Here is an 18,843-nt window from a genome sequence, read left to right as displayed (position 1 = left end):
CCGCCGCTGGAACGGTAACGCCGGAAATCGTTTAAGGGGGGGGGGGGACAAGCCCCGCCCCTACTTGTTCAACGCAGCTCTTCTCAAACCCACAAATTCAACTTCGGTTCAACCTAACTCTTACTCCACGGCCAGCACCAGCCCTTTCAGGTAGGCGCCTTCGGGGTGGAAGAGGCTTACGGGGTGGTCGGCGGGCTGGGTGAGGCGGTGCAGGATGCGGGCAGGGCGGCCGGCCTCGATGGCGGCGGCCAGCACCGCGCCCTCGAACAGCTCAGGCGACACCACCTGCGAGCAGCTGAAGGTGAACAGCAGTCCGCTGGGCGCAATCTGGCTTATGCCGGCCGCGTTGAGGCGTTTGTAGCCCATCAGGGCGTTGTGGCGGGCCGAGAGGTGCTTGGCGAAGGCGGGCGGGTCGAGCACAATGAGGTCGTACTTCTCATTGCGGTGCTGCTTCATAAAGCTGAACACGTCTTCGGCAAAGGCCTCGTGCTTGTGGGCCAGGCCGGTGAGCTCGGCGTTGCGCACGGTCAGCTCGATGGCCCGTTTGCTCGAATCGACGGAGTGGACCAACTCGGCGCCGGCCTGCAGGGCGTAGGAGCTGAAGCCGCCGGTGTAGCAGAACGTATTGAGCACCCGGCGGCCGGGCGCGTAGCGGGCCAGCAGGCTGCGGTTGTCGCGCTGGTCGATAAAGAAGCCGGTTTTCTGACCCGTTTCCCAATCTACGGCAAACGGATGGCCGTTTTCATGAACGATGTGCTCCTGGCCGCTGCTCTCGCCCAGCAGGTAACCGTTCTGGGCGCCCGGCGCGGCCTTGGCGGGCACGGTTTCGGCGCTCTTATCATAAATAGCCCGCAGGCCCGGAATTACGGCCTGCAACGCCGCCGCAATCAGCAGGCGCGACTGGTACATGCCCGCGCTGTGAGTCTGCACTACGGCCGTATCGCCGTACACGTCGATAATCAGGCCCGGCACGCCGTCGCCCTCGGCGTGAGTGAGGCGGTACACATCGGTGTTGCCGGTGCCGGTGAGGCCCAGGCCCTGGCGCAGCTGGTAGGCGTTGCGCAGGCGGTTTTCCCAGAACGCGGCGTCGGGCAACTGGGCATCGGGACCGAAATCGAGCAGACGCACCGCAATGGAGCCAGGCGCGTAGTGGCCTACGCCCAGCACCTCGCCGTTGGCGGCGCGCACCGTTACGGGCGTACCCTCGGTTACCTCACCTTCCATCCGGCCAATGGCCCCCGAAAATACCCACGGGTGGCGGCGGCGTAGTGATTGGTCTTTTCCGGGCTTGAGCGTAATGGTGGCAGCAGACATGGCAACAGGTAGTAGCAAATGAAGCCGCAAAGATACGGCGGCTCTACCCAAACGGGTCGAGGTAGGCCACCAGCACCGCTAGTGCCGACAGCCCCAGCAGCACGGCCCACACCGGCCCGCCCCAGATCAGCAGGCCAATGAGCGAAATCGGCCCTACTATCAGCCCCAGCACGCCTAATACCGTGGTACCCAACCCTACTTCAGCCACGGCCTGTGCTCCATCAGTAGCACCTACGCTGCGCCGCACCGGCCGCAACGCCGCCATATGAGCCAACCGGCCCATCGGCGGCATTTTTTTCGACAAATAACTAGCAATCAATTTATTACGCCGATCAACCGGCCGCCGTACCATGCGGGTGGTGGCTGGCCTGGCGGCAGTGGTATTGGACGCTACGGCAACTGACGCAGGCGTTTCAGCGGGCGGAAGTTGGGTAGCAGCCGTGGGGCGGGGCGCGTGGGCTACTGCCGGGCCGGGCCTGAACTGGTAGGCCGACTGAGCACTACGGCAGCTGGCAGCCGCTGTCAGCAAGCCGGCCGCAGCGCAGCAGTAAATGAGAAAACGGCGGGCAGGAGCGATAAAAGAGGACATAATTGTCGGGCTGAGGGGCGGCAAGATACGCGGGCCGTCGGGCCCTATACGGCAAGCCGCTCACCCGCGCTGCCCGGCCGCCGCCAACGCCCCCGTTATTCGGCGGCGGGCAACCCGAACCAGCGGCGGTAAATGGGCCGCCGCCGGGCAAACTGCGCCCATACAGCCGGCCACAGCAACCGGTCGAGTAGCGGCGAGCCACTACGGTATTCTAGGTCCTCTACGATATAGGTGCCACCACCGGGCGCAGGCTGTAGCAGGTGGCGGTGCTGCCAGTAGCGCAACGGCGCGGGCAGCTGGTCGCCTTCATCTACAAAATAATAGGTGCCGTCAGCCGTGATGCCATGGTCAGTTATCAGCGAAGTCCAGCGCTGGCGCAGCGGGCCGGCCCCCAGCTCCAGGTGCACCTCGTCGCCGCGGCGGCAACCATCGAAGCGCAGCAGCTTAAACGGCGGAAACGGCGGGGCCAAGGCCAGAAACAGCTCGCGGGTAAATCCCTCCCAGACTTCGGCGGGCGCGGCGGCCACGTGGGTACGCAGGTATACGTTCATAGCAGCCTAACCGTATGATTGGAGCGCGGGTTTTGGGTGTTGCCCCGGCGTAGTTAAATCTCCAGCTTCAGGCCCAGGGCCAGCGTGGCAATATCGGATAGCGAGAGGGCCCGACGGTTCAGGAAGTAACTGAGGCCGTACAGGTCGTTGGTGGCCAGCTCGTAGTAGGCCGTGAGGCGGCGGGCCCGGCCGCTGGATGCATCGGGCAGCGCGTAACTCAGGCTGCTACCCAGTACCGGCCCTACGCGGATGGTGCGCGACCACCAGTAGTAATCGTCGGGGTACTGGCCCTCTTCGCCGGTATTGCGTAACCCGAAGGTATAGCTGCCATACACGCCCACGGCCAGCGGCGTAAGCGCCAGCCCCGAGCCACCCAACGGCAGCTGCCAGGGAGCATATTTCACCTTAGCAGAGGCAATAGTAAGGGTGGTACCCGCGTGCCGGGCAGGCACATAGCCCAGCAGCGCATCAAGGTCGAGGCGGCGACGGGCGAAGCTCAGACCACCGCCTACGCTCACCATGCCCACTCCGCCGCCGGTTTGCAGCAGCAGGTGGCGCGGCCGATAGCCAATAGGCGGCCGACGGGCCGACTTCGCCAAGCCCAGAACGGGTGGAACCGCCACAGAAACCGTGACCGAATCGGAGCCGACAGGGCTGTTGGGAATCAAAGGTGTGGCCGGCGTAGCCGGGGCAGCCAGCAGCGCCGCCAGTAGTAAGGTCGGCGCCATTAGAAGGAGACTTGTTTGAGCCGGAACTGCTTGTCGCCGAACACCGTCACAATCAGGTAGCGGCGCTTTTCGAAGGCATAGGAGTTAACGTAGGTAACGCCGTCGTTGAAGGGCTGGCCTACGCTGTAATCGTGGCGGTGGCCGTTCATCTCGAATACCAAACTAGGCGTATCGCGCAGGGTGCCTGCGTAATCGGCGCGCAACGTTGGGTCAAAGTCGCCATCCTGGGGCGGTACGTGGCTGAGCACCACCGAGCGGCGCGCCCCATCCAGGCTGGCCAGCTGTCCGCGCAACCAGGGCACATCAGGCACCCGACCATTGAAATTATATTCGCGGCTGTTGGTGTCGATGAGGACGAACTTCGTGTCGCCGTACACAAACGAATAATTCAAAGGCCCGAAAATTTTCTGATAAGCTTCGCGGCCGTTGGCAACGTGGTCGTGGTTGCCCACCACCGTCAGATAAGGCACCTTCAACCGGCGCAGGTCATCGTCCACCCAGCGCATTTCGCGGCCCAGCCCGAAATCGGAAATATCACCGGCTACCAGCATGAACTGAACGCCGGGCTGCTGATTGACGCTGGCGACCATATCCTCCACATCATCATAAAACCGCTGCGAATCGCCCGTAAACACAAAGCGCAGCGTATCGCCGGGGGGCAGCGGCGCGGCGCTTAGGCGAGCCAGGTTTTTGGCCGTCAGGTTTTGCTGGTCGGCAGGGGCGCGGCTGTCATTGGGGCTGAACTCGAGCACCTCGCAGGCGCTCAAGCTAATGGCTACAACCCCGGCAAGTGCGTTCCGCAGGAAGGAGGAAGAAAAAGAAAACATGCTAGTTGGCTGATACATTTCCCGGGCGGCAAGCGACAACCGTTGCAGGGCGGAAAGAGCTGTATACCTTTTAGTACGCCGCTTTGTTAAACCCGAAACCTGTTTTGAAGCCCATAAACTCGCCTTTAAACCCCCTCGTTTCCGGCGTAAAGCCCCTTTAAAAAGCATTGGCCGTGCAAAACCAAAGCGGCGGGCAATCTGAAGAAACTCTGAGTTTCTGGCACTTTTTATTGCGTTGTCCCGTATCCGGCCTTCTTTGCTTGCTGCTCCCCTTCCCCTGTCTGCCATTTTCCCTCACCGCGGCCGCCCCAGTACCGGACTTGTTTAGTGCTACTGCCCCTTGCCATTGGGCCAGCCCACCGGCAGGGCGGTTTCTGCGGGGCGCATCATTTGGCCGCCTAATCTGCTCATTCGGGCAATTGTGCGGGCAACGCGGCCTTTGCCCGCTGTAGCTTGGTAGGAAAGCTGTTTATTGCCAAACTTTTTAGCTTCGTGCTGCATTTATTAGTTTTCTCCTTCCTGATTTTCATTGCCGGGCATGGCCAAGATTAAAACTCTGTATTTCTGCCAGAGCTGCGGCGCGCAGTCGGCCAAATGGATTGGCCGCTGCCCCAGCTGCAACGAGTGGAACACGTACGTAGAAGAGGTGGTCACGAAAACCGACCCCAACACGGCTGCCAACGCCTGGAAAGCCTCGTCGTCGGTGGGCGGCACCTCCAAAACCGCCAAACCCAAGCCGCTGGGCGAAATTATCTTTGAGGAAGAATCGCGCCTCAACACCTACGACGACGAGTTGAATCGGGTGCTGGGCGGTGGGCTGGTACCCGGTTCGCTGGTGCTTATCGGTGGTGAGCCGGGCATCGGCAAAAGTACGCTCATGCTCCAGATTGCCATGCAGCTCGATGGGCTGCGCGTTTTGTACGTGAGCGGCGAGGAAAGCGAACAGCAGATTAAAATGCGGGCCGAGCGCCTGGGCCGTCAGCAGCCGGGCCTCTATATCCTCACCGAAACCAACACCCAGAACATCTTCCGCCAGATCGACCAGTTGCAGCCCAACGTGGTGGTGGTCGATTCCATCCAGACGCTGCACAGCTCGTTGGTCGAGTCGGGAGCGGGCTCGGTAAGCCAGGTGCGCGAATGCACCGCCGAGCTGCTCAAGTATGCCAAGGATACCGGGGTGCCGGTGCTGCTCATCGGCCATATCACCAAAGATGGCTCCATTGCCGGCCCCAAAATTCTGGAGCACATGGTGGACACCGTGCTGCAGTTTGAGGGCGACCGGCACCTCACCTACCGCATTCTGCGCACCGTTAAAAATCGCTTCGGCTCGACCTCCGAATTGGGTATTTATGAGATGCAGGGCGCGGGGCTGCGGCAGGTAAGCAACCCCAGCGAAATCCTGCTTTCGCAGCGCAGCGAAATCCTGAGCGGACTGGCCATCGGGGCTACGCTGGAAGGCAACCGGCCGCTGCTGGTAGAGGTGCAGGCCCTGGTAACGCCGGCCACCTATGGCACGCCCCAACGCTCGGCCACCGGTTTCGATGGCAAACGCCTGCAGATGCTGCTGGCCGTGCTGGAGAAGCGCAGCGGCCTGCGCCTGGGCCAGCACGACGTGTTTTTGAACATTGCCGGCGGCCTGCGTCTCGAAGACCCCGCCTTGGACTTAGCGGTGTGCGCGGCCGTGGTTAGCTCGCTCAACGATGTGCCCATCCGGGGTGAGATCTGCCTGGCGGCGGAGGTGGGCCTGAGTGGTGAAATCAGGGCGGTGAGCCGCCTCGACCAGCGGCTGGGCGAAGCCGAAAAATTAGGCTTTGCGGAAATGTACATTTCGCAGTTCAACGCCAAGGGCCTCGATCTGGCCCGCTACGGAATTCGGGTACACCCAGCGGGTCGGCTTGATGAGGTACTGACGGGCTTGTTTGGCTGATCCGGACGAACAGGGCCGCGGTAAGCCGTTACTGAAACGACTGCAACAGAGTTGTAAAAATCCTATATTTTCCGGAGTCGATACCGCCCGAAACAGGGCACGTACAAAACTTTGTCTGTTTTGCCCTAGTCAGCAAAAAAACTACTGGCTCCTGTTGGTCGTTGTGGTTTATTCCAACGTATCTTCGGTCTTGAAATTGACTTTTACCGCGACCCATTCGCTTCCTTCTCAGAAGCGGGCCGCCGGTAGCCAGCCCTTTGCTTTCGCCTGATGACGCATCGTTTTTCGCTTCTTCCGATTACCGTTTGGGCTGCTCTATTGCTGGCGCCGCTCCTTGGGCAGGCCCAGGGCACGGTGGTGCTCACGGGCAAAATCAGTGGCCGGCTTAGTAGCGATACGGTAGCGGTGTCGATTCGCGAAAACCCGCTGGAAGCCCACGAGCAAATCACGTATGCTCGCCTCGACAGCAAGGGCGAGTTTCGGCTGGCACTGGCCGTGCAGGGCCCCACTCGGGCCGAGCTGGTGTACGACGATGACGTGACGGAGCTGTTTGTGGAGCCCGGCAACCAGCTCGATGTACGCTTTAAGAGCAACGACCTGGCAGGCACCGTCCGCTATAAAGGTCGCGGAGCCGAAGCCAATGCCTTTCTGGCCGAAATGGAGGAAAAATTCGTGGAGAACGAAGGCTTCCAGGTACTGCCCGACAACATCATGTTTTATGAGCTCCCGTTTCTGGAGTTTCTGGACTACCGCCGCAAGGAGGAGCTGAAGTTTCTGGAAACTAGCGCCGACGGCCTCAGCAAAGCGTTCAAGGATTTCGTACAGGCGCGCATCACCTATAGCTACGCCAACGACCGGCTCACGTTCCAGGATCTGCGCGAGCAGGTAGTAGCCACTGAGGGCCGGCTGAAAATGTCGCCTACGTACTACGACTTCCTCAACGATAAAAGCCTGATTGAGAACACCTCGGCCAGCAGCAACGGCCTGTATCAGGAATTCCTGCTCAACTATATCCACCACTTGGCTACGAGCGGCGGCAAGCAGCGCACCGACCCCGATTTCTATCAGAAGTGCTATGAGCTGGCCAGCCAGCGGCTGAGTGGCTCCATAAAGCCCATCGTGCTGGGCCGCATCCTCAAGGAGTCGTTCCGCTTCGGTCACATCAAGCAGTCGGCGGCTATGCTTGATGAATACCGCGCCGTAGAAAAAGCCAACCAGTACTATCCGGTGCTGAAGGCCGATTTCGAGTTGCACAAGGATTTCGCCATCGGTGCCCCGGCGCCTAATTTCCGGTTGGTTTCGACCAATGGCGACACCACCAGCCTGCGGCAATTCGCGGGGAAGCTGGTGTACCTCAATTTCTGGCGTACCACCAGCGGCTTGGCCCTGCGCGACCTACCCTACGCCGCCGACCTGGCCAAGCGTTTTGAGGGCAAGAATATTGTGTTTCTGAACGTGGCGCTCGACGAGAACGAGGGTGCCTGGAAGCAGCTGGTTATTACCAAGAAACTGCCGGGCATGCATGTGCGGGCCGGCGGCGGTTTGCGTTCGGCCGTAGCCCGCTCGTACGGCGTGCAGGACGTGCCCACGTATTTCCTGCTGGCTGAAGACGGCACCTTCCTCAACACCCGCCCCAAACGCCTGAGCAGCCGCGCGGCCGTCGACGAAATCAAGGAGTCGTTTGGCAAGGCGAACACCTACAGCAGCACTTTGGAGAAGAAGTAGACTATGAGGGGTAAGATGTGAGAAAAGGCCCGTTATCCTGATAAGAACTCAGGATGACGGGCCTTTTCTCACATCTTGCCTATCGCTCCCTATCTTCCCGCCATGTTCTCCCGCCGCCCTGCGCCTGCTGCCGTTGTGCCGCCCACCGATGCGGTGCTGCTGGCGCGCTACCGTGCCTCGGGCGACGTGCACGATGTGGGGATGCTGTACGAGCGGCATATGGCGGCCGTACTGGCGGTAGCGCGCCGTTACCTGCCCAGCGAGGCCGACGCCCAGGACGCCGTGATGCAACTGTTCGAGCAGTTGGTTGAGAAGCTGCGGCGGCATGAGGTAAACAACTTTCCGGCCTGGCTGCACGCCACGACCCGCAACCATTGCCTGATGCAGCTACGGGCCCGGCAGCGGGCCGGGCCGGCGGCCGGTGGGGCGCTGGTGGTGCACTTTCCGGATGCCGCCGGTATGGAATCGGCCGCCGCCCGGCATCAGGGAGACACCGACGAGGAGGCCACCGAAGCCGAGGAGCATGAGCAGCAGCTTCAGCGCCTCGAAGCCACCCTCGCCGAGCTGCCGCCCGACCAGCGCCAGTGCCTGGAGCTGTTTTACCTCGAAAAGAAAAGTTACCGCGAAGTGGCCACCCTGACCGGCCTCGACCTGAAGGCCGTAAAAAGCCACCTCCAGAACGGCAAGCGCAACCTGCGCCGCCACCTGCAAGCCAGCCCCGCCCCCAATGCCTCGTCCTGACGATTTCACTGCTGCCTTACCCTCCCGGCACTTGCCCACGGAGCTGCTGCGCCGGTACGTGGCCGGCGAGTTGAGCGCGGTTCAGGAGCACGGTGTGGAGGCGCACACCCTCGAGTGCGAACAGTGCGCCGAGATACTGGAGGGTCTGGAAATGCAGCCCGCCGCCGTTACCGACGCCAGCCTGGCCGAACTGCGCCAGCGCCTGCACACCCGCGTGGCCGAACTGGCCGATGAAACCCCGGCCGGCCCTACCGTACTACCCATGTGGTGGCGGCCCTTGGCGGCCGCGGCTATATTACTGCTCACGCTCGGAACGGTGGCTTGGCTGGTACTGCGGCCCACCAGCCGGCCCGAAGTAGCTGCTCATCTGCCTCAAACCACGGAGAAATTCCGCGGTAGTATGGCCCCGGCCGCTTCCTCTACTGAACCGGCTGCCGGTACGGCCTCTACTTCGGCGCCCGAGGTAGCGGTTGTATTGCCACCTGCCCGGCCGCCCCGGCCAGCGTTGGCGACTGCGCCGGCAACCAAGTCGGGGGCCCGCACAAAGCTCACCGGGACAACTGCGGCGGCGCCTGAAGTAGCCGGTTTGGCCAGCAGTCCGAATACCGCCGTCGTTTCAGATGCTGCTGTTATTGCTGCTGCCTCTCCAGACACCACGGCCCTGGCTTCGTATGCGGCTACCCAGAGCCGGCCGGCTGTCGCCAACCAGCTGGCTGCTAACGCCCGCACTGAGGATCAACCCGCAAAAGCCCGCGCTTTTCGGGCAGCCGAAGCAACTGCAGGCCAAGGGCGCACGGTGCAGGGCCGCATTGTAGATACGGCTGGCCAGCCCCTACCAGGTGCAACGGTACTGGTGCCCGGCACGAATACGGGAGCAAGTACGAATGCCGACGGCAAGTTTGCCCTCACGGTGCCGCCCGGCAACCGACAACTGGCCGTCAGCTCCATTGGCTACACCACTCAAACCCGCTTTCTGCAGCCCACCGACTCGACCCTGACCCTGGCACTGGCCCCCAACACGAAGCAGCTTAGCGAAGTGGTAATCGTGCGGCGCGAGGCCCCACCCGGCCTGCCCAGCTTGGGGCCGCTACCGGCCGGCGGCTACCCGACGTTCCAGCAGTACCTGCGCGACAGCCTCGATTATCCCGAAAGAGCCCGCGAACGGAAGCTAGAAGGTACCGTGCGACTACAATTCACGGTGGGCACCGACGGTAAGCTGTCCGACATCAAAATTGTGCGCCGCCTCTCGCCCGAGTGCGACGCGGAGGCCGTACGGTTGCTAAAAGAAGGACCGTTGTGGTTTCCAGGAGCCCAGAACGGCCGTCGCACGGCTCGCAAAGTCGAAATCAACGTGCCGTTTTCGTTGGAGAATCGGTAGGGTCTGGTCAATAAAAGAAAGGCAGACGGTGGGGGTTTTACACGAACCGTTCGTGTAAAATCCCCACTGTCTGCCTTTCTCTTTGGTTACTTAACCCGAGTTGCGAAGCAAGAGCGGCCTAAGACGCAGGGTTTGTTCGCTCCCTACACCTCGCAAGCATAGCATACCCACGCAACGGCGAACGGGGCCAGCCCGCGCTATACGTTACGCCGGTAGCCTGCCTCGGCGCCCGACTCACTTAAAAAAACACTAGCCGCTGTAACCGCCGCCGCTTTCGGGGGCGGTAGCGCTACCGCCGGCCTTGTCGGGCGTGGGCAGTTCGGGCTCGGTTTTTACCTGCACGTTGCTGTAGTCGGGGGTACCGTTGCCCTCGGTAGGCACTGGTGTTTCGTCGGTAGCGGAGCCGCCGTCATTTTTAGGTGCCGGAGCCTCTTTGTTTTCGAGGTGCGGCGGCGTAATGGCAGACGGCTGGCTGGTGGTAGGCTGGTCGCCGGGCGTGGCCAGGGCGTCGGATTCGTCTTCGAAAGTCTTTTTCATGGGGATAGAAAAGGGAGGAATAAGGGTTCTGCGTGAACTGCCGCCAACAACGGCCTGCCCAAATAAAGCCAGGGCTATAGGGGGTTTAGCCGATAGAATTACCGGAACGCTCTACGGCGAAGCTGATTTTTGCGGTAATCCGGTACTCAGTAATCTTGTTGTCGCGCACTTTGCAGCTCTGGTCTTTGATGTAGATGGAGCTAATGCCCTTAATAGTAGACCCGGCTTCGTTGAGGGCATTTTGCATAGCATCTTCGAAGCTTTTTTCGGAAGAGGCCAGTACTTCGATTACTTTTTTGATCGAGCTCATAGAACGAGAGTTAAAAGGGTAGAAAAACGAACAACTGCTCGGTTCTACGGGGCCAGTGGCTCGGCGGACGAATAGTGGCCCGGAAAGGCCGCTCCTGCTGCGGACGAACCGGTTTTGGGAGTCCGTGTAGGCGGCTCGCGGCGGGCTGCGTACTTTTACCACCGGGGTTTCCCTTCATCAACTACCTTTCTACTGCTGATTATGACCCAGTTCCGCCAGGAAAAAGACACGATGGGCACCGTGCAGGTGCCGGCCGACGCCTACTACGGCGCCCAGACCCAGCGCAGCATCGACAATTTCCAGATTGCCCAGGACATCAACCGGATGCCCAAGGAAATCATCCGTGCCTTTGCCTACCTCAAGAAAGCCGCCGCCCTCACCAACCAGGAAGCCGGCATACTCGATGCCGATAAGGCCGCGCTGATTGGCCGCGTGGCCGACGAGATTCTCGAAGGCAAGCTCGACGACCAGTTCCCGCTGGTGGTGTGGCAGACCGGCTCGGGCACCCAGAGCAACATGAACGTGAACGAGGTAATTGCCTACCGGGGCCACGTGCTGCAAGGCGGCAGCCTCGCCGACGAAAAGAAGGTGCTGGCCCCCAACGACGACGTAAACAAAAGCCAGAGCAGCAACGACACCTTCCCGACGGCCATGCACATTGCGGCCTACAAGATGCTGATGGAAACCACCATCCCGGGCCTCGAAAAGCTGCGCGACACGCTGCGCGCCAAGAGCGAGGAGTTTATGCACGTGGTAAAAATCGGCCGCACGCACCTGATGGACGCCACCCCGCTGACCGTGGGCCAGGAGTTTTCGGGCTACGTAAGCCAACTCGACCACGGCCTGCGCGCCATCAAGCACACGCTGGCCCACCTGAGCGAGCTGGCCCTGGGCGGCACGGCCGTGGGCACCGGCATCAACACGCCCGCCGGCTACTCCGAAAACGTAGCCCGGCACATTGCCCAGCTCACCGGCCTGCCCTTCATCACGGCCGAAAACAAGTTTGAGGCCCTGGCCGCCCACGACGCCATTCTGGAGTCGCACGGCGCGCTGAAGACGGTGGCCGCTTCGCTGATGAAAATTGGCAACGACATCCGCCTGCTGGCTTCGGGCCCGCGCGCCGGCATCGGCGAGCTGCACATTCCCGACAACGAGCCCGGCTCCAGCATCATGCCCGGCAAAGTGAACCCCACCCAGTGCGAGGCCCTCACGATGGTGGCCGCCCAGGTAATGGGCAACGACGTGGCCATCAACATTGGCGGCATGAACGGCCACTTCGAGCTGAACGTGTTCAAGCCGATGATGATTTACAACTTCCTGCACTCGGCCCGCCTCATCGGCGACGCCTGCGTGAGCTTCAACGACAAGTGCGCCGCGGGCATCGAGCCCATCAAGGCCAACATCAAGAAGCACGTAGACAGCAGCCTGATGCTGGTAACGGCCCTCAACCCGCACATCGGCTACTACAAAGCCGCCGAAATTGCCCAGACGGCCCACAAAAACGGCTCGACCTTGAAGGAAACCGCCATCCAGCTCGGCTACATCACCGCCGAAGATTTCGACGCCTGGATGAAACCCGAGGAAATGGTGGGCATGTAGGTTTTAGCGCCTGGTATAAGAACGTCATTCTTCGCTGCATCCTGAATGACGTTCCGGTTATTCGCTCGTGAGCCGCTGTCCCGCCCGGGGTGGCGGCTTACTTTTTTTCCGGGCATCTTTACCAATATCCGTAAATTGATTCTGCTATGGATTTCTCTCAGAACATCATCCTCGAAAACGAGCGGGCCCAACTGCGGCCCCTCACAACGGCCGACTACGAGGCCCTACTGTCCGTGGCCGCCGACCCCGAGTTATGGGCCTACACCCTGACCCGCGCCGACGACGCCATTGGGCTGGCCGCCTATATTGCCCAGGCCCTGGACGGCCGCGAGCGGGGCCTGCGCTATCCGTTGCTCATTATTGATAAGCAAACCGGACTGGCCGCTGGCAGCACCAGCTTTTACAACGTAAGTGCCGAGGAAGCGCGCATTAGTATCGGGTACACCTGGCTGGGCACCGAGTTTCAGCGCACCGGCCTGAACCGGGCCTGCAAATACCTGCTGCTGCGCTACGCGTTCGATGTGCTGGGCTGCGAGCGGGTTGAGCTGGAAACCGACGCCCGCAACACCAAGTCGCGCGAGGCAATGCGCCGGTTGGGGGCCACCGAGGAAGGCACGCTGCGCAGCCACCGCTACACCCAGGGCGGCGTGCGGCGCGACACGGTGATTTTCAGCGTTATCCGCCCTGACTGGGAAGAGCTGCGGGCGCGCGTGTTCCGCCAGACCGATGACGACCGCACCTAAGCGGCCCCCACCCGCTGCCGGCTCCGGGTCCCGCGCCACGCTGCTGCAGCGCCGGATGGCCAGCTTCGGCCATGCCTTCCGAGGTGTGGGGGCGGCATTGCGCACCGAGGTGCACCTCTGGTTCCATGCCGTTGCCACGGCCGCTGTATTGGGGCTGGGGCTGTACTGCGGCCTGGCGCGCTGGGAATGGGTGGCCGTGGCCCTGAGTGTGGGCGCGGTGTGGTGCGCCGAGTTGCTGAATACGGCTATCGAGGCAGTCGTCAACCTGGTGTCGCCGGAGTACCACCCGTTGGCGGGCCGCGCCAAGGATGTGGCCGCCGGTGCCGTGCTGGTAATGGCCCTGGCCGCGCTGGTGGTAGGCCTGCTGGTGTTCGGGCCGTATTTCTTTTAGGCGCCGGGAGGGACCGTCATTCAGCGCGCAGCAAAGAATGACGGTCCCTCCCGGATTATAGCTCCAGCCAACGAACTACGGCGGGGCTTCGTACCATGGCTGGGGCGCACGGCGGCTTTCCGGCAATTGCTGGCAAGGGCCGTTTTTCCGCCACCCACTGCCTGTATGCGAACTTCTTTTCTGCTGACGGCCGGCCTGGCGGCGGCGCTGTTTACCACTACCACGGCCTGCCAGCGCGGCATAGCCCTTACCACGCCCACCGACCCGCCACAGTCGGGCAACGCCAACGGGGTATCGACGCCCGCGCCCACCAGCGCCAACACCATCGAGCCCACGCCCAACCCCGAGCCCACCTTCAGCACGGCCAAGCGCCCGGCCTGGCTCGAAGAGAAAATTAAGGCGCATTTTGAGGCAAAAAAGGCCAATCCGCCCATCCAGATCTATAGCTACCAGTACAACGGCGCTACGGCATACTACGAAACGGCCGGCTGCTGCGACCAGTTCAGCAACCTGTACGCCGCCGATGGCAAGCTGCTCTGCCACCCCGACGGCGGCCTGACGGGGAAGGGCGACGGCCAATGCCCCGATTTTACCAAAGCCCGAACCGAAGAGAAGCTCGTCTGGAAAGACCCACGGTAGTTTTTCTGTAGAAATACGGAAGGCAACGGGGGAAGCGAGATAATGTAGTTTTGTGTCCTTCCCATTTCTCTTTCGTTACGCGCGGTCGGGTCGCACCGCTCCCGTCTCCCATTTCATTTTCAGTAAAATGATTAACACCATTGAAAAGCTTGGCGCATATAACGTGTGGGCCAACAACACCCTGCTCGGCCACCTTGATAGCCTCGTAGCCCAGGGCGCCACATTGCCCGCAGGCGGAATGCGCATCTACAGTCACGCACTCAACGCCCAGGCCATCTGGCTCGGTCGCCTCACCAACACGGCCAGCCCCGTAAAAGTGTGGCAGGAGCACGATTTGGCCGGCCTGCACCACTGGCACGAGCAAACGTCGGAGCGCTTCCATCAGTACTGCCAGCAGGCCGACGATGCGGAACTGAACCGCCTCATTACGTACACCAACTCGGCCGGCGACGGTTTCACCAGTCAGGTTTCCGATATTCTGACGCACATGCCCATTCACGGCAACTACCACCGCGGCCAGGTGGCCAAGGAGCTGCGCGCCGCCGGCCTTGAGCCCATCAACACCGACTTCATCACTTACTGCCGCGAACTGTCGGCTAAGGCTGCGGCGGCCGACGTGCCCAGCCTGTAGCCCGGCCGAAAGCTGCTTACGCGTATCGGGCAGTGAGCAAACGCGAAACCCTTTCGGACGGCTCGGGCAGCCAACCGAAAGGGTTTTGCGTTTGTTAGGAAGAAAGCGCGTGTGGCTGCCGCTGCCGCTCTACCGTTTCCATCCCTTCCCCTTTCCATGACCAACCCGCCTATTCCGGCCCAGCCGCCCGTGCTCAGCGCCGAGCGCCTCGCTACGGCCCTCTCCTACGCCCAGTACCGCCAGCGAATCGATGAGCTGATGGCCCAGGGACAGACCACCGGCGAGACGCAGTCGCCCGAACTGACGGATTACGCCAAGCTCAACATCCAGCGCATGCAGCGCCTCGACAAGAAAGCGGAACTGCTGCCCGAGCTGCAGAAGACCCTGGAGGCCCTGACGCAGGAGTATGCCTGGGTTATTATCACCGAAGGCTGGTGCGGCGACGCGGCCCAGATTGTGCCCGTACTCGAAAAAATGGCCCAGGCCAGTAATGGCCGAATCAGGACGTACTACTTGCTGCGCGATGAAAACCTGGACCTGATGGACCGCTACCTCACCAACGGCGGCCGGGCCATCCCGAAGCTGCTGGTGCTGCACGCCGACACCCGTACCGAGGTAGCCAACTGGGGCCCGCGCCCCGCCGAAGCCCAGGATTTGTTCCTGGAAACCAAGGCGGCCGGTGCTACTCACGAAGAATTTGCCGAAAAACTGCACGGCTGGTATGCCCAGGATAAAACCCGCGCAATTCAGCAGGAGCTGCTGGCATTGGTACGGGGCCTGTAAAAGGCTACTGCAAACTGCTACCGCAGCCGGTCCATGCTGCGAACCAGCCGCTCGTCGCGGCGGATGAAGCGGCTGGCCAGCAGGTTAAGCATCAGGGCCAGCGTGGGCAGGTAGAACCCGGCCTCATAAGTGCCGATAAGCTTGATGTTAAGCAGCTGCTCGCCCTGGCTGGAGTAGTAAAAGTTGGCGGCGATGGTGCCCACAATCAGCAGGAAGTTGAGCATGCCCAGCTTGAGCTGGTTGAAGCGGTTGCGGAACTGGAAGATGGATAGCAACGCCACGGCCGCCGAAGCCCCGGCCAGTGCCGCAATGGCCCAGGTATTGGTTGCGCCGAGGGTGCTGCCGCCCGGCGCGGCGCTGGCGAAACTGAGCGTAAAGGCCGTTAGCAGGGCCGTTCCCTGGCTGGCAGGGTCGGTTTTAGTCCAGATGGGCACCACCAGTACGCTGAGCATGGACAGGGCCAGCAGCAGCAGAAATACGCTTTGGATTCTTTGTATCATCTTTGTGGATTGACTGTTCGGCTGACTAAAAACGCCCCTGCGGGACGACAAAAGTAGCCAACTGCGACCAGAAAAACAGGATTCCTCTCCATGCCTACCGCCTATATCGTGGACGCCGTCCGCACTCCCATTGGCAAATTTGGCGGGGCGCTCAGCAGCGTCCGCCCCGACGATATGGCCGCCCACGTCCTGCGTGAGCTGCTCCGCCGCAACCCCACCCTCGACCCCAGCGCCGTTGAAGACGTGATTCTGGGGGCTGCCAACCAGGCTGGCGAAGACAACCGCAACGTGGCCCGTATGGCTGCGCTGCTGGCTGGCTTGCCCGTTACGGTGCCCGGCAATACCGTCAACCGCCTGTGCGCCTCGGGCCTGCAGAGCATCATGGACGCCTCGCGCGCCATCCGGGCCGGCGAGGGCGACGTTTACCTGGCCGGCGGCACCGAAAGCATGACCCGCGCGCCCTTCGTAATGGCCAAATCGACGACGGCCTTCGACCGCGACTTTACGGCCCACGACACCACGCTGGGCTGGCGCTTCGTCAACCCCAAGCTCTCGAAGCTGCACCACCCTTACGCCATGGGCGAAACGGCCGAAAACGTAGCCCGCCAGTACAACGTGAGCCGCGCCGACCAGGACCAGTTCGCCTTCGACTCGCAGCGCAAGTACCAGCGCGCCTTCGAGAAGGGCCGCTTCCGCCGCGAAATCGTGCCCGTATTCATTGCGAATCCTAAGGGCCATGCGGCCCTCTTCGATCAGGATGAGCACCCGCGCCTCTCTACCCTCGAAAAGCTGGCTACGCTACGGCCCGCCTTCCAGGTAGACGGCAGCGTAACGGCCGGCAACTCGGCCGGCATCAACGACGGGGCCGCCGCCCTGCTCCTGGTAAGTGAAACTGCTTTGGAGAAGTATGGCCTCAAGCCCATGGCCCGGGTAGTGGCCTCGGCCGTTACCGGCGTCGACCCCGCCTACATGGGCATCGGGCCGATATCGGCTACCCGTAAGGTGCTGGAGCGCGCCGGCCTCAGCATCGACGACATCGACCTGTTCGAACTCAACGAAGCCTTTGCCGCCCAGGCCCTGGCCTCCATGCGCGAGCTAGGTATCGACCCGGCCAAAGTGAACGTGAATGGCGGCTCCATTGCCATCGGCCACCCGCTGGGAGCCAGTGGCACCCGCATAACGGCCACGCTACTGCACGAAATGCAGCGCCGCGACAATGTGCGCTACGGCCTGGCTACCATGTGCGTGGGCGTCGGCCAGGGCGCGGCTATTATTTACGAGAAGATGTAGGTACGAGCTGTAGCGCGAACCGCAGCACAGTGAAACTAAGCTCCGGCTTCGCCTATCATTTCTGACTGCCGCGCCGCGTGTAATCGTTCAACGATACGCGAAGCCGGAGTTTCGCGCTACAGCCGATAGTAGACTTCATTCATGCCCGACCCGCTGCTGAACCCGACGCTGGAACTGCCCTTAGCCGGGGCCCGGCTGCGGCCCTGGACGTTTGCCGATGCGCCGGCCCTGGCCCGCCACGCCAACGACGACCGGGTAGCGCGCCACATGCGCGACACGTTTCCGTTTCCCTACTCGGCCGGCGACGCGGAGTTTTTCCTGTGTCTGGTGGCCGACAGCACCCGCGACCTGTTTCTGGCCATTGAGGTAGATGGCGAGCCGGTGGGCAGCGTTGGCGTCCACTTCAAAACCGATGTGCGCCGCCGCTCAGCCGAAATCGGATATTGGCTCACGCCCGCCTGCTGGGGCCGGGGGCTGGCCACGGCCGTCGTGCGCACCACCTCGGCCTACGTGCTGGCCCATTTCGACGTCTGCCGGCTCTACGCGGTAGTATTCGCCAACAACCCCGCCTCAGCCCGGGTGCTCGAAAAGGCCGGCTACGAGCTCGAAGGCCGCATGCGCCGCAGCGTAGTAAAGGATGACCAAACCCTGGATTCGTTGCTCTACGCGCTGGTGGTATAGCGTCCTTGAGCTGTTAGCTTGTAGCGCGAAGCTCCAGCTTCGCGTTTCGCTGCTGACTTTGCTACGATTCCGTTCAACGAAACGCGAAGCTGGAGCTTCGCGCTACAAGCTAACAGCCCTCAGCTAATGGCTAACAGCTCAAAAACATGCGCTACTTCCTGCACCTAGCCTACGACGGCACTGAGTACCACGGCTGGCAGATTCAGCCGCGGGTGACGACGGTGCAGCAGGAGTTGGACCGCTGCCTGAGCCAGGTGCTGCGCCAGCCGGTGTACTGCCTGGGCAGCGGCCGCACCGATTCGGGCGTGCATGCCAGCCACCAGGTGGCCCACTTCGATGCCGACCTGCCCGACACCCTCGATTTGCCCACGCTGCTCTACCGCCTAAACCGGGCGCTGCCCACCGGCATTCGGGGGCAGGTGCTGCACCCGGTGCCGGCCAACGCCCACGCCCGCTTTGCGGCCCGGGCCCGCACCTACGAGTACCACGTGCGCCTGCTGCCCGACCCATTCGCCACCCGCTTCAGCCTCTACCTCGACCGTGCCCCCGACCTGGCCGCCATGAATGAGGCCGCGGCCCTACTGGTCGGCACTCACGATTTCACCAGCTTTTCCAAGGTGAAAGGCGCCGAAAAGCACTACAACTGCACCTGTTTCGAGGCCGGCTGGCACGAGGAGCCGGGCGGGCTGGTGTTCCGCATCCGGGCCAACCGTTTCGTGCGCGGCATGGTGCGACTGGTAGTGGGCACGCTGCTGAGCGTGGGCCGCGGTAAGCTGAGTCCGGCGCAGTTCGGCGAGATTTTCCGGAGCCTGAGCCGGGTGCACGCCAGCGGCGCGGCCCTGGCCGGTGGTCTGTTCCTATGCCGCGTAGAGTACCCGGCCGAGTTGGTGGATGCGGCGGTGCTGCCGGCGGGAGTGCCGTATTTTAAGGGGGTGTGAAATTCGGTGTTTATATTCCTA

At 62.1% G+C, this 18,843-nt stretch carries 21 protein-coding genes; 13 read left to right on the top strand and 8 right to left on the bottom strand.

The window, feature by feature from the left end; all coding sequences use genetic code 11:
* Positions 1-120: 120 nt before the first annotated feature.
* From HW556_RS08695 to HW556_RS08675, 5 genes are all read right to left on the bottom strand, one after another.
* Entirely contained in the window at positions 121-1,314 is a 1,194-nt protein-coding gene (locus HW556_RS08695) for a class I SAM-dependent rRNA methyltransferase (protein WP_176899632.1), read from the bottom strand.
* Between the two features lie 43 nt (positions 1,315-1,357).
* Positions 1,358-1,903: a hypothetical protein gene (locus tag HW556_RS08690; RefSeq protein WP_176899631.1), complete on the bottom strand. Its 546-nt coding sequence runs from the start codon at positions 1,901-1,903 to the stop codon at positions 1,358-1,360.
* Between the two features lie 95 nt (positions 1,904-1,998).
* Positions 1,999-2,454 (bottom strand): SRPBCC family protein, encoded by a 456-nt coding sequence (locus tag HW556_RS08685; protein WP_176899630.1) that lies wholly within the window; start codon positions 2,452-2,454, stop codon positions 1,999-2,001.
* A gap of 53 nt (positions 2,455-2,507) precedes the next feature.
* Positions 2,508-3,182 carry a hypothetical protein gene (locus HW556_RS08680; RefSeq protein WP_176899629.1) on the bottom strand — a complete coding sequence of 225 codons (675 nt, stop codon included), beginning with the start codon at positions 3,180-3,182 and terminating at the stop codon, positions 2,508-2,510.
* Positions 3,182-4,009: a metallophosphoesterase family protein gene (locus HW556_RS08675; protein ID WP_176899628.1), complete on the bottom strand. Its 828-nt coding sequence runs from the start codon at positions 4,007-4,009 to the stop codon at positions 3,182-3,184. The genes HW556_RS08680 and HW556_RS08675 overlap by 1 nt, the downstream gene beginning before the upstream one ends.
* 538 nt (positions 4,010-4,547) lie before the next feature.
* Between HW556_RS08675 and radA the strand changes: the two genes are divergently transcribed.
* From radA to HW556_RS08655, 4 genes are all read left to right on the top strand, one after another.
* Entirely contained in the window at positions 4,548-5,936 is a 1,389-nt protein-coding gene (radA, locus tag HW556_RS08670) for a DNA repair protein RadA (protein WP_176899627.1), read from the top strand.
* Between the two features lie 270 nt (positions 5,937-6,206).
* Positions 6,207-7,661 (top strand): TlpA family protein disulfide reductase, encoded by a 1,455-nt coding sequence (locus HW556_RS08665; protein WP_176899626.1) that lies wholly within the window; start codon positions 6,207-6,209, stop codon positions 7,659-7,661.
* A 102-nt stretch (positions 7,662-7,763) separates the two neighbouring features.
* Entirely contained in the window at positions 7,764-8,402 is a 639-nt protein-coding gene (locus HW556_RS08660; RefSeq protein ID WP_176899625.1) for an RNA polymerase sigma factor, read from the top strand.
* Positions 8,389-9,780, top strand: coding sequence for a TonB family protein (locus HW556_RS08655; protein WP_176899624.1), 1,392 nt, complete (start codon positions 8,389-8,391; stop codon positions 9,778-9,780). The genes HW556_RS08660 and HW556_RS08655 overlap by 14 nt, the downstream gene beginning before the upstream one ends.
* Positions 9,781-10,029: 249 nt before the next feature.
* Here the strand turns inward: HW556_RS08655 and HW556_RS08650 are convergent, their stop codons facing one another.
* Together HW556_RS08650 and HW556_RS08645 are read right to left on the bottom strand one after the other, a co-directional pair.
* Positions 10,030-10,317, bottom strand: coding sequence for a hypothetical protein (locus HW556_RS08650; protein ID WP_116941806.1), 288 nt, complete (start codon positions 10,315-10,317; stop codon positions 10,030-10,032).
* Between the two features lie 85 nt (positions 10,318-10,402).
* Positions 10,403-10,627, bottom strand: a complete 225-nt coding sequence (locus tag HW556_RS08645; protein ID WP_116941804.1) for a dodecin family protein — start codon at positions 10,625-10,627, stop codon at positions 10,403-10,405.
* Between the two features lie 201 nt (positions 10,628-10,828).
* On the opposite strand from HW556_RS08645, the gene fumC reads away from it, so the two are divergent.
* The 6 genes from fumC (at position 10,829) to HW556_RS08615 (ending at position 15,413) form a co-directional block, all read left to right on the top strand.
* On the top strand, positions 10,829-12,226 hold the full coding sequence (fumC, locus tag HW556_RS08640; protein ID WP_176899623.1) for a class II fumarate hydratase: 1,398 nt from the start codon (positions 10,829-10,831) through the stop codon (positions 12,224-12,226).
* A gap of 146 nt (positions 12,227-12,372) precedes the next feature.
* Positions 12,373-12,969, top strand: a complete 597-nt coding sequence (locus HW556_RS08635; RefSeq protein ID WP_176899622.1) for a GNAT family N-acetyltransferase — start codon at positions 12,373-12,375, stop codon at positions 12,967-12,969.
* A complete protein-coding gene (locus HW556_RS08630; protein ID WP_176899621.1) occupies positions 12,953-13,360 on the top strand; it encodes a diacylglycerol kinase family protein in 408 nt (135 codons plus the stop codon). Before HW556_RS08635 ends, HW556_RS08630 begins: the two co-directional genes overlap by 17 nt.
* Before the next feature lie 165 nt (positions 13,361-13,525).
* Positions 13,526-13,999: a DUF6970 domain-containing protein gene (locus tag HW556_RS18520; RefSeq protein ID WP_218136886.1), complete on the top strand. Its 474-nt coding sequence runs from the start codon at positions 13,526-13,528 to the stop codon at positions 13,997-13,999.
* Positions 14,000-14,126: 127 nt separating this feature from the next.
* Positions 14,127-14,630: a DinB family protein gene (locus HW556_RS08620; RefSeq protein WP_176899620.1), complete on the top strand. Its 504-nt coding sequence runs from the start codon at positions 14,127-14,129 to the stop codon at positions 14,628-14,630.
* Between the two features lie 156 nt (positions 14,631-14,786).
* Positions 14,787-15,413: a thioredoxin family protein gene (locus tag HW556_RS08615; protein WP_176899619.1), complete on the top strand. Its 627-nt coding sequence runs from the start codon at positions 14,787-14,789 to the stop codon at positions 15,411-15,413.
* A 17-nt stretch (positions 15,414-15,430) separates the two neighbouring features.
* Here the strand turns inward: HW556_RS08615 and HW556_RS08610 are convergent, their stop codons facing one another.
* Positions 15,431-15,913, bottom strand: coding sequence for a DUF4293 domain-containing protein (locus HW556_RS08610; protein ID WP_176899618.1), 483 nt, complete (start codon positions 15,911-15,913; stop codon positions 15,431-15,433).
* A gap of 90 nt (positions 15,914-16,003) precedes the next feature.
* Between HW556_RS08610 and HW556_RS08605 the strand changes: the two genes are divergently transcribed.
* The 3 genes from HW556_RS08605 to truA all read left to right on the top strand — a co-directional run bounded on the left by HW556_RS08605 (position 16,004) and on the right by truA (position 18,822).
* Positions 16,004-17,203, top strand: coding sequence for a thiolase family protein (locus HW556_RS08605; protein WP_176899617.1), 1,200 nt, complete (start codon positions 16,004-16,006; stop codon positions 17,201-17,203).
* Positions 17,204-17,344: 141 nt separating this feature from the next.
* Complete coding sequence (locus HW556_RS08600) at positions 17,345-17,884, top strand: GNAT family N-acetyltransferase (RefSeq protein WP_176899616.1); 540 nt, start codon at positions 17,345-17,347, stop codon at positions 17,882-17,884.
* A 146-nt stretch (positions 17,885-18,030) separates the two neighbouring features.
* Positions 18,031-18,822: a tRNA pseudouridine(38-40) synthase TruA gene (gene truA / locus HW556_RS08595; protein WP_176899615.1), complete on the top strand. Its 792-nt coding sequence runs from the start codon at positions 18,031-18,033 to the stop codon at positions 18,820-18,822.
* Positions 18,823-18,843 lie beyond the last annotated feature (21 nt).

This window comes from Hymenobacter terrestris, from assembly GCF_013377905.1.
Taxonomy (GTDB): Bacteria; Bacteroidota; Bacteroidia; order Cytophagales; family Hymenobacteraceae; genus Hymenobacter; species Hymenobacter terrestris.
This window is presented reverse-complemented; position numbering and strand designations above follow the sequence as displayed.

Coding starts and splice junctions, on each gene's coding strand:
- HW556_RS08695 (WP_176899632.1), bottom strand. CDS start 1,314: ATGTCTGCTGCCACCATTACGCTCAAGCCCGGAAAAGACCAATCACTA.
- HW556_RS08690 (WP_176899631.1), bottom strand. CDS start 1,903: ATGTCCTCTTTTATCGCTCCTGCCCGCCGTTTTCTCATTTACTGCTGC.
- HW556_RS08685 (WP_176899630.1), bottom strand. CDS start 2,454: ATGAACGTATACCTGCGTACCCACGTGGCCGCCGCGCCCGCCGAAGTC.
- HW556_RS08680 (WP_176899629.1), bottom strand. CDS start 3,182: ATGGCGCCGACCTTACTACTGGCGGCGCTGCTGGCTGCCCCGGCTACG.
- HW556_RS08675 (WP_176899628.1), bottom strand. CDS start 4,009: ATGTTTTCTTTTTCTTCCTCCTTCCTGCGGAACGCACTTGCCGGGGTT.
- radA (WP_176899627.1), top strand. CDS start 4,548: ATGGCCAAGATTAAAACTCTGTATTTCTGCCAGAGCTGCGGCGCGCAG.
- HW556_RS08665 (WP_176899626.1), top strand. CDS start 6,207: ATGACGCATCGTTTTTCGCTTCTTCCGATTACCGTTTGGGCTGCTCTA.
- HW556_RS08660 (WP_176899625.1), top strand. CDS start 7,764: ATGTTCTCCCGCCGCCCTGCGCCTGCTGCCGTTGTGCCGCCCACCGAT.
- HW556_RS08655 (WP_176899624.1), top strand. CDS start 8,389: ATGCCTCGTCCTGACGATTTCACTGCTGCCTTACCCTCCCGGCACTTG.
- HW556_RS08650 (WP_116941806.1), bottom strand. CDS start 10,317: ATGAAAAAGACTTTCGAAGACGAATCCGACGCCCTGGCCACGCCCGGC.
- HW556_RS08645 (WP_116941804.1), bottom strand. CDS start 10,627: ATGAGCTCGATCAAAAAAGTAATCGAAGTACTGGCCTCTTCCGAAAAA.
- fumC (WP_176899623.1), top strand. CDS start 10,829: ATGACCCAGTTCCGCCAGGAAAAAGACACGATGGGCACCGTGCAGGTG.
- HW556_RS08635 (WP_176899622.1), top strand. CDS start 12,373: ATGGATTTCTCTCAGAACATCATCCTCGAAAACGAGCGGGCCCAACTG.
- HW556_RS08630 (WP_176899621.1), top strand. CDS start 12,953: ATGACGACCGCACCTAAGCGGCCCCCACCCGCTGCCGGCTCCGGGTCC.
- HW556_RS18520 (WP_218136886.1), top strand. CDS start 13,526: ATGCGAACTTCTTTTCTGCTGACGGCCGGCCTGGCGGCGGCGCTGTTT.
- HW556_RS08620 (WP_176899620.1), top strand. CDS start 14,127: ATGATTAACACCATTGAAAAGCTTGGCGCATATAACGTGTGGGCCAAC.
- HW556_RS08615 (WP_176899619.1), top strand. CDS start 14,787: ATGACCAACCCGCCTATTCCGGCCCAGCCGCCCGTGCTCAGCGCCGAG.
- HW556_RS08610 (WP_176899618.1), bottom strand. CDS start 15,913: ATGATACAAAGAATCCAAAGCGTATTTCTGCTGCTGCTGGCCCTGTCC.
- HW556_RS08605 (WP_176899617.1), top strand. CDS start 16,004: ATGCCTACCGCCTATATCGTGGACGCCGTCCGCACTCCCATTGGCAAA.
- HW556_RS08600 (WP_176899616.1), top strand. CDS start 17,345: ATGCCCGACCCGCTGCTGAACCCGACGCTGGAACTGCCCTTAGCCGGG.
- truA (WP_176899615.1), top strand. CDS start 18,031: ATGCGCTACTTCCTGCACCTAGCCTACGACGGCACTGAGTACCACGGC.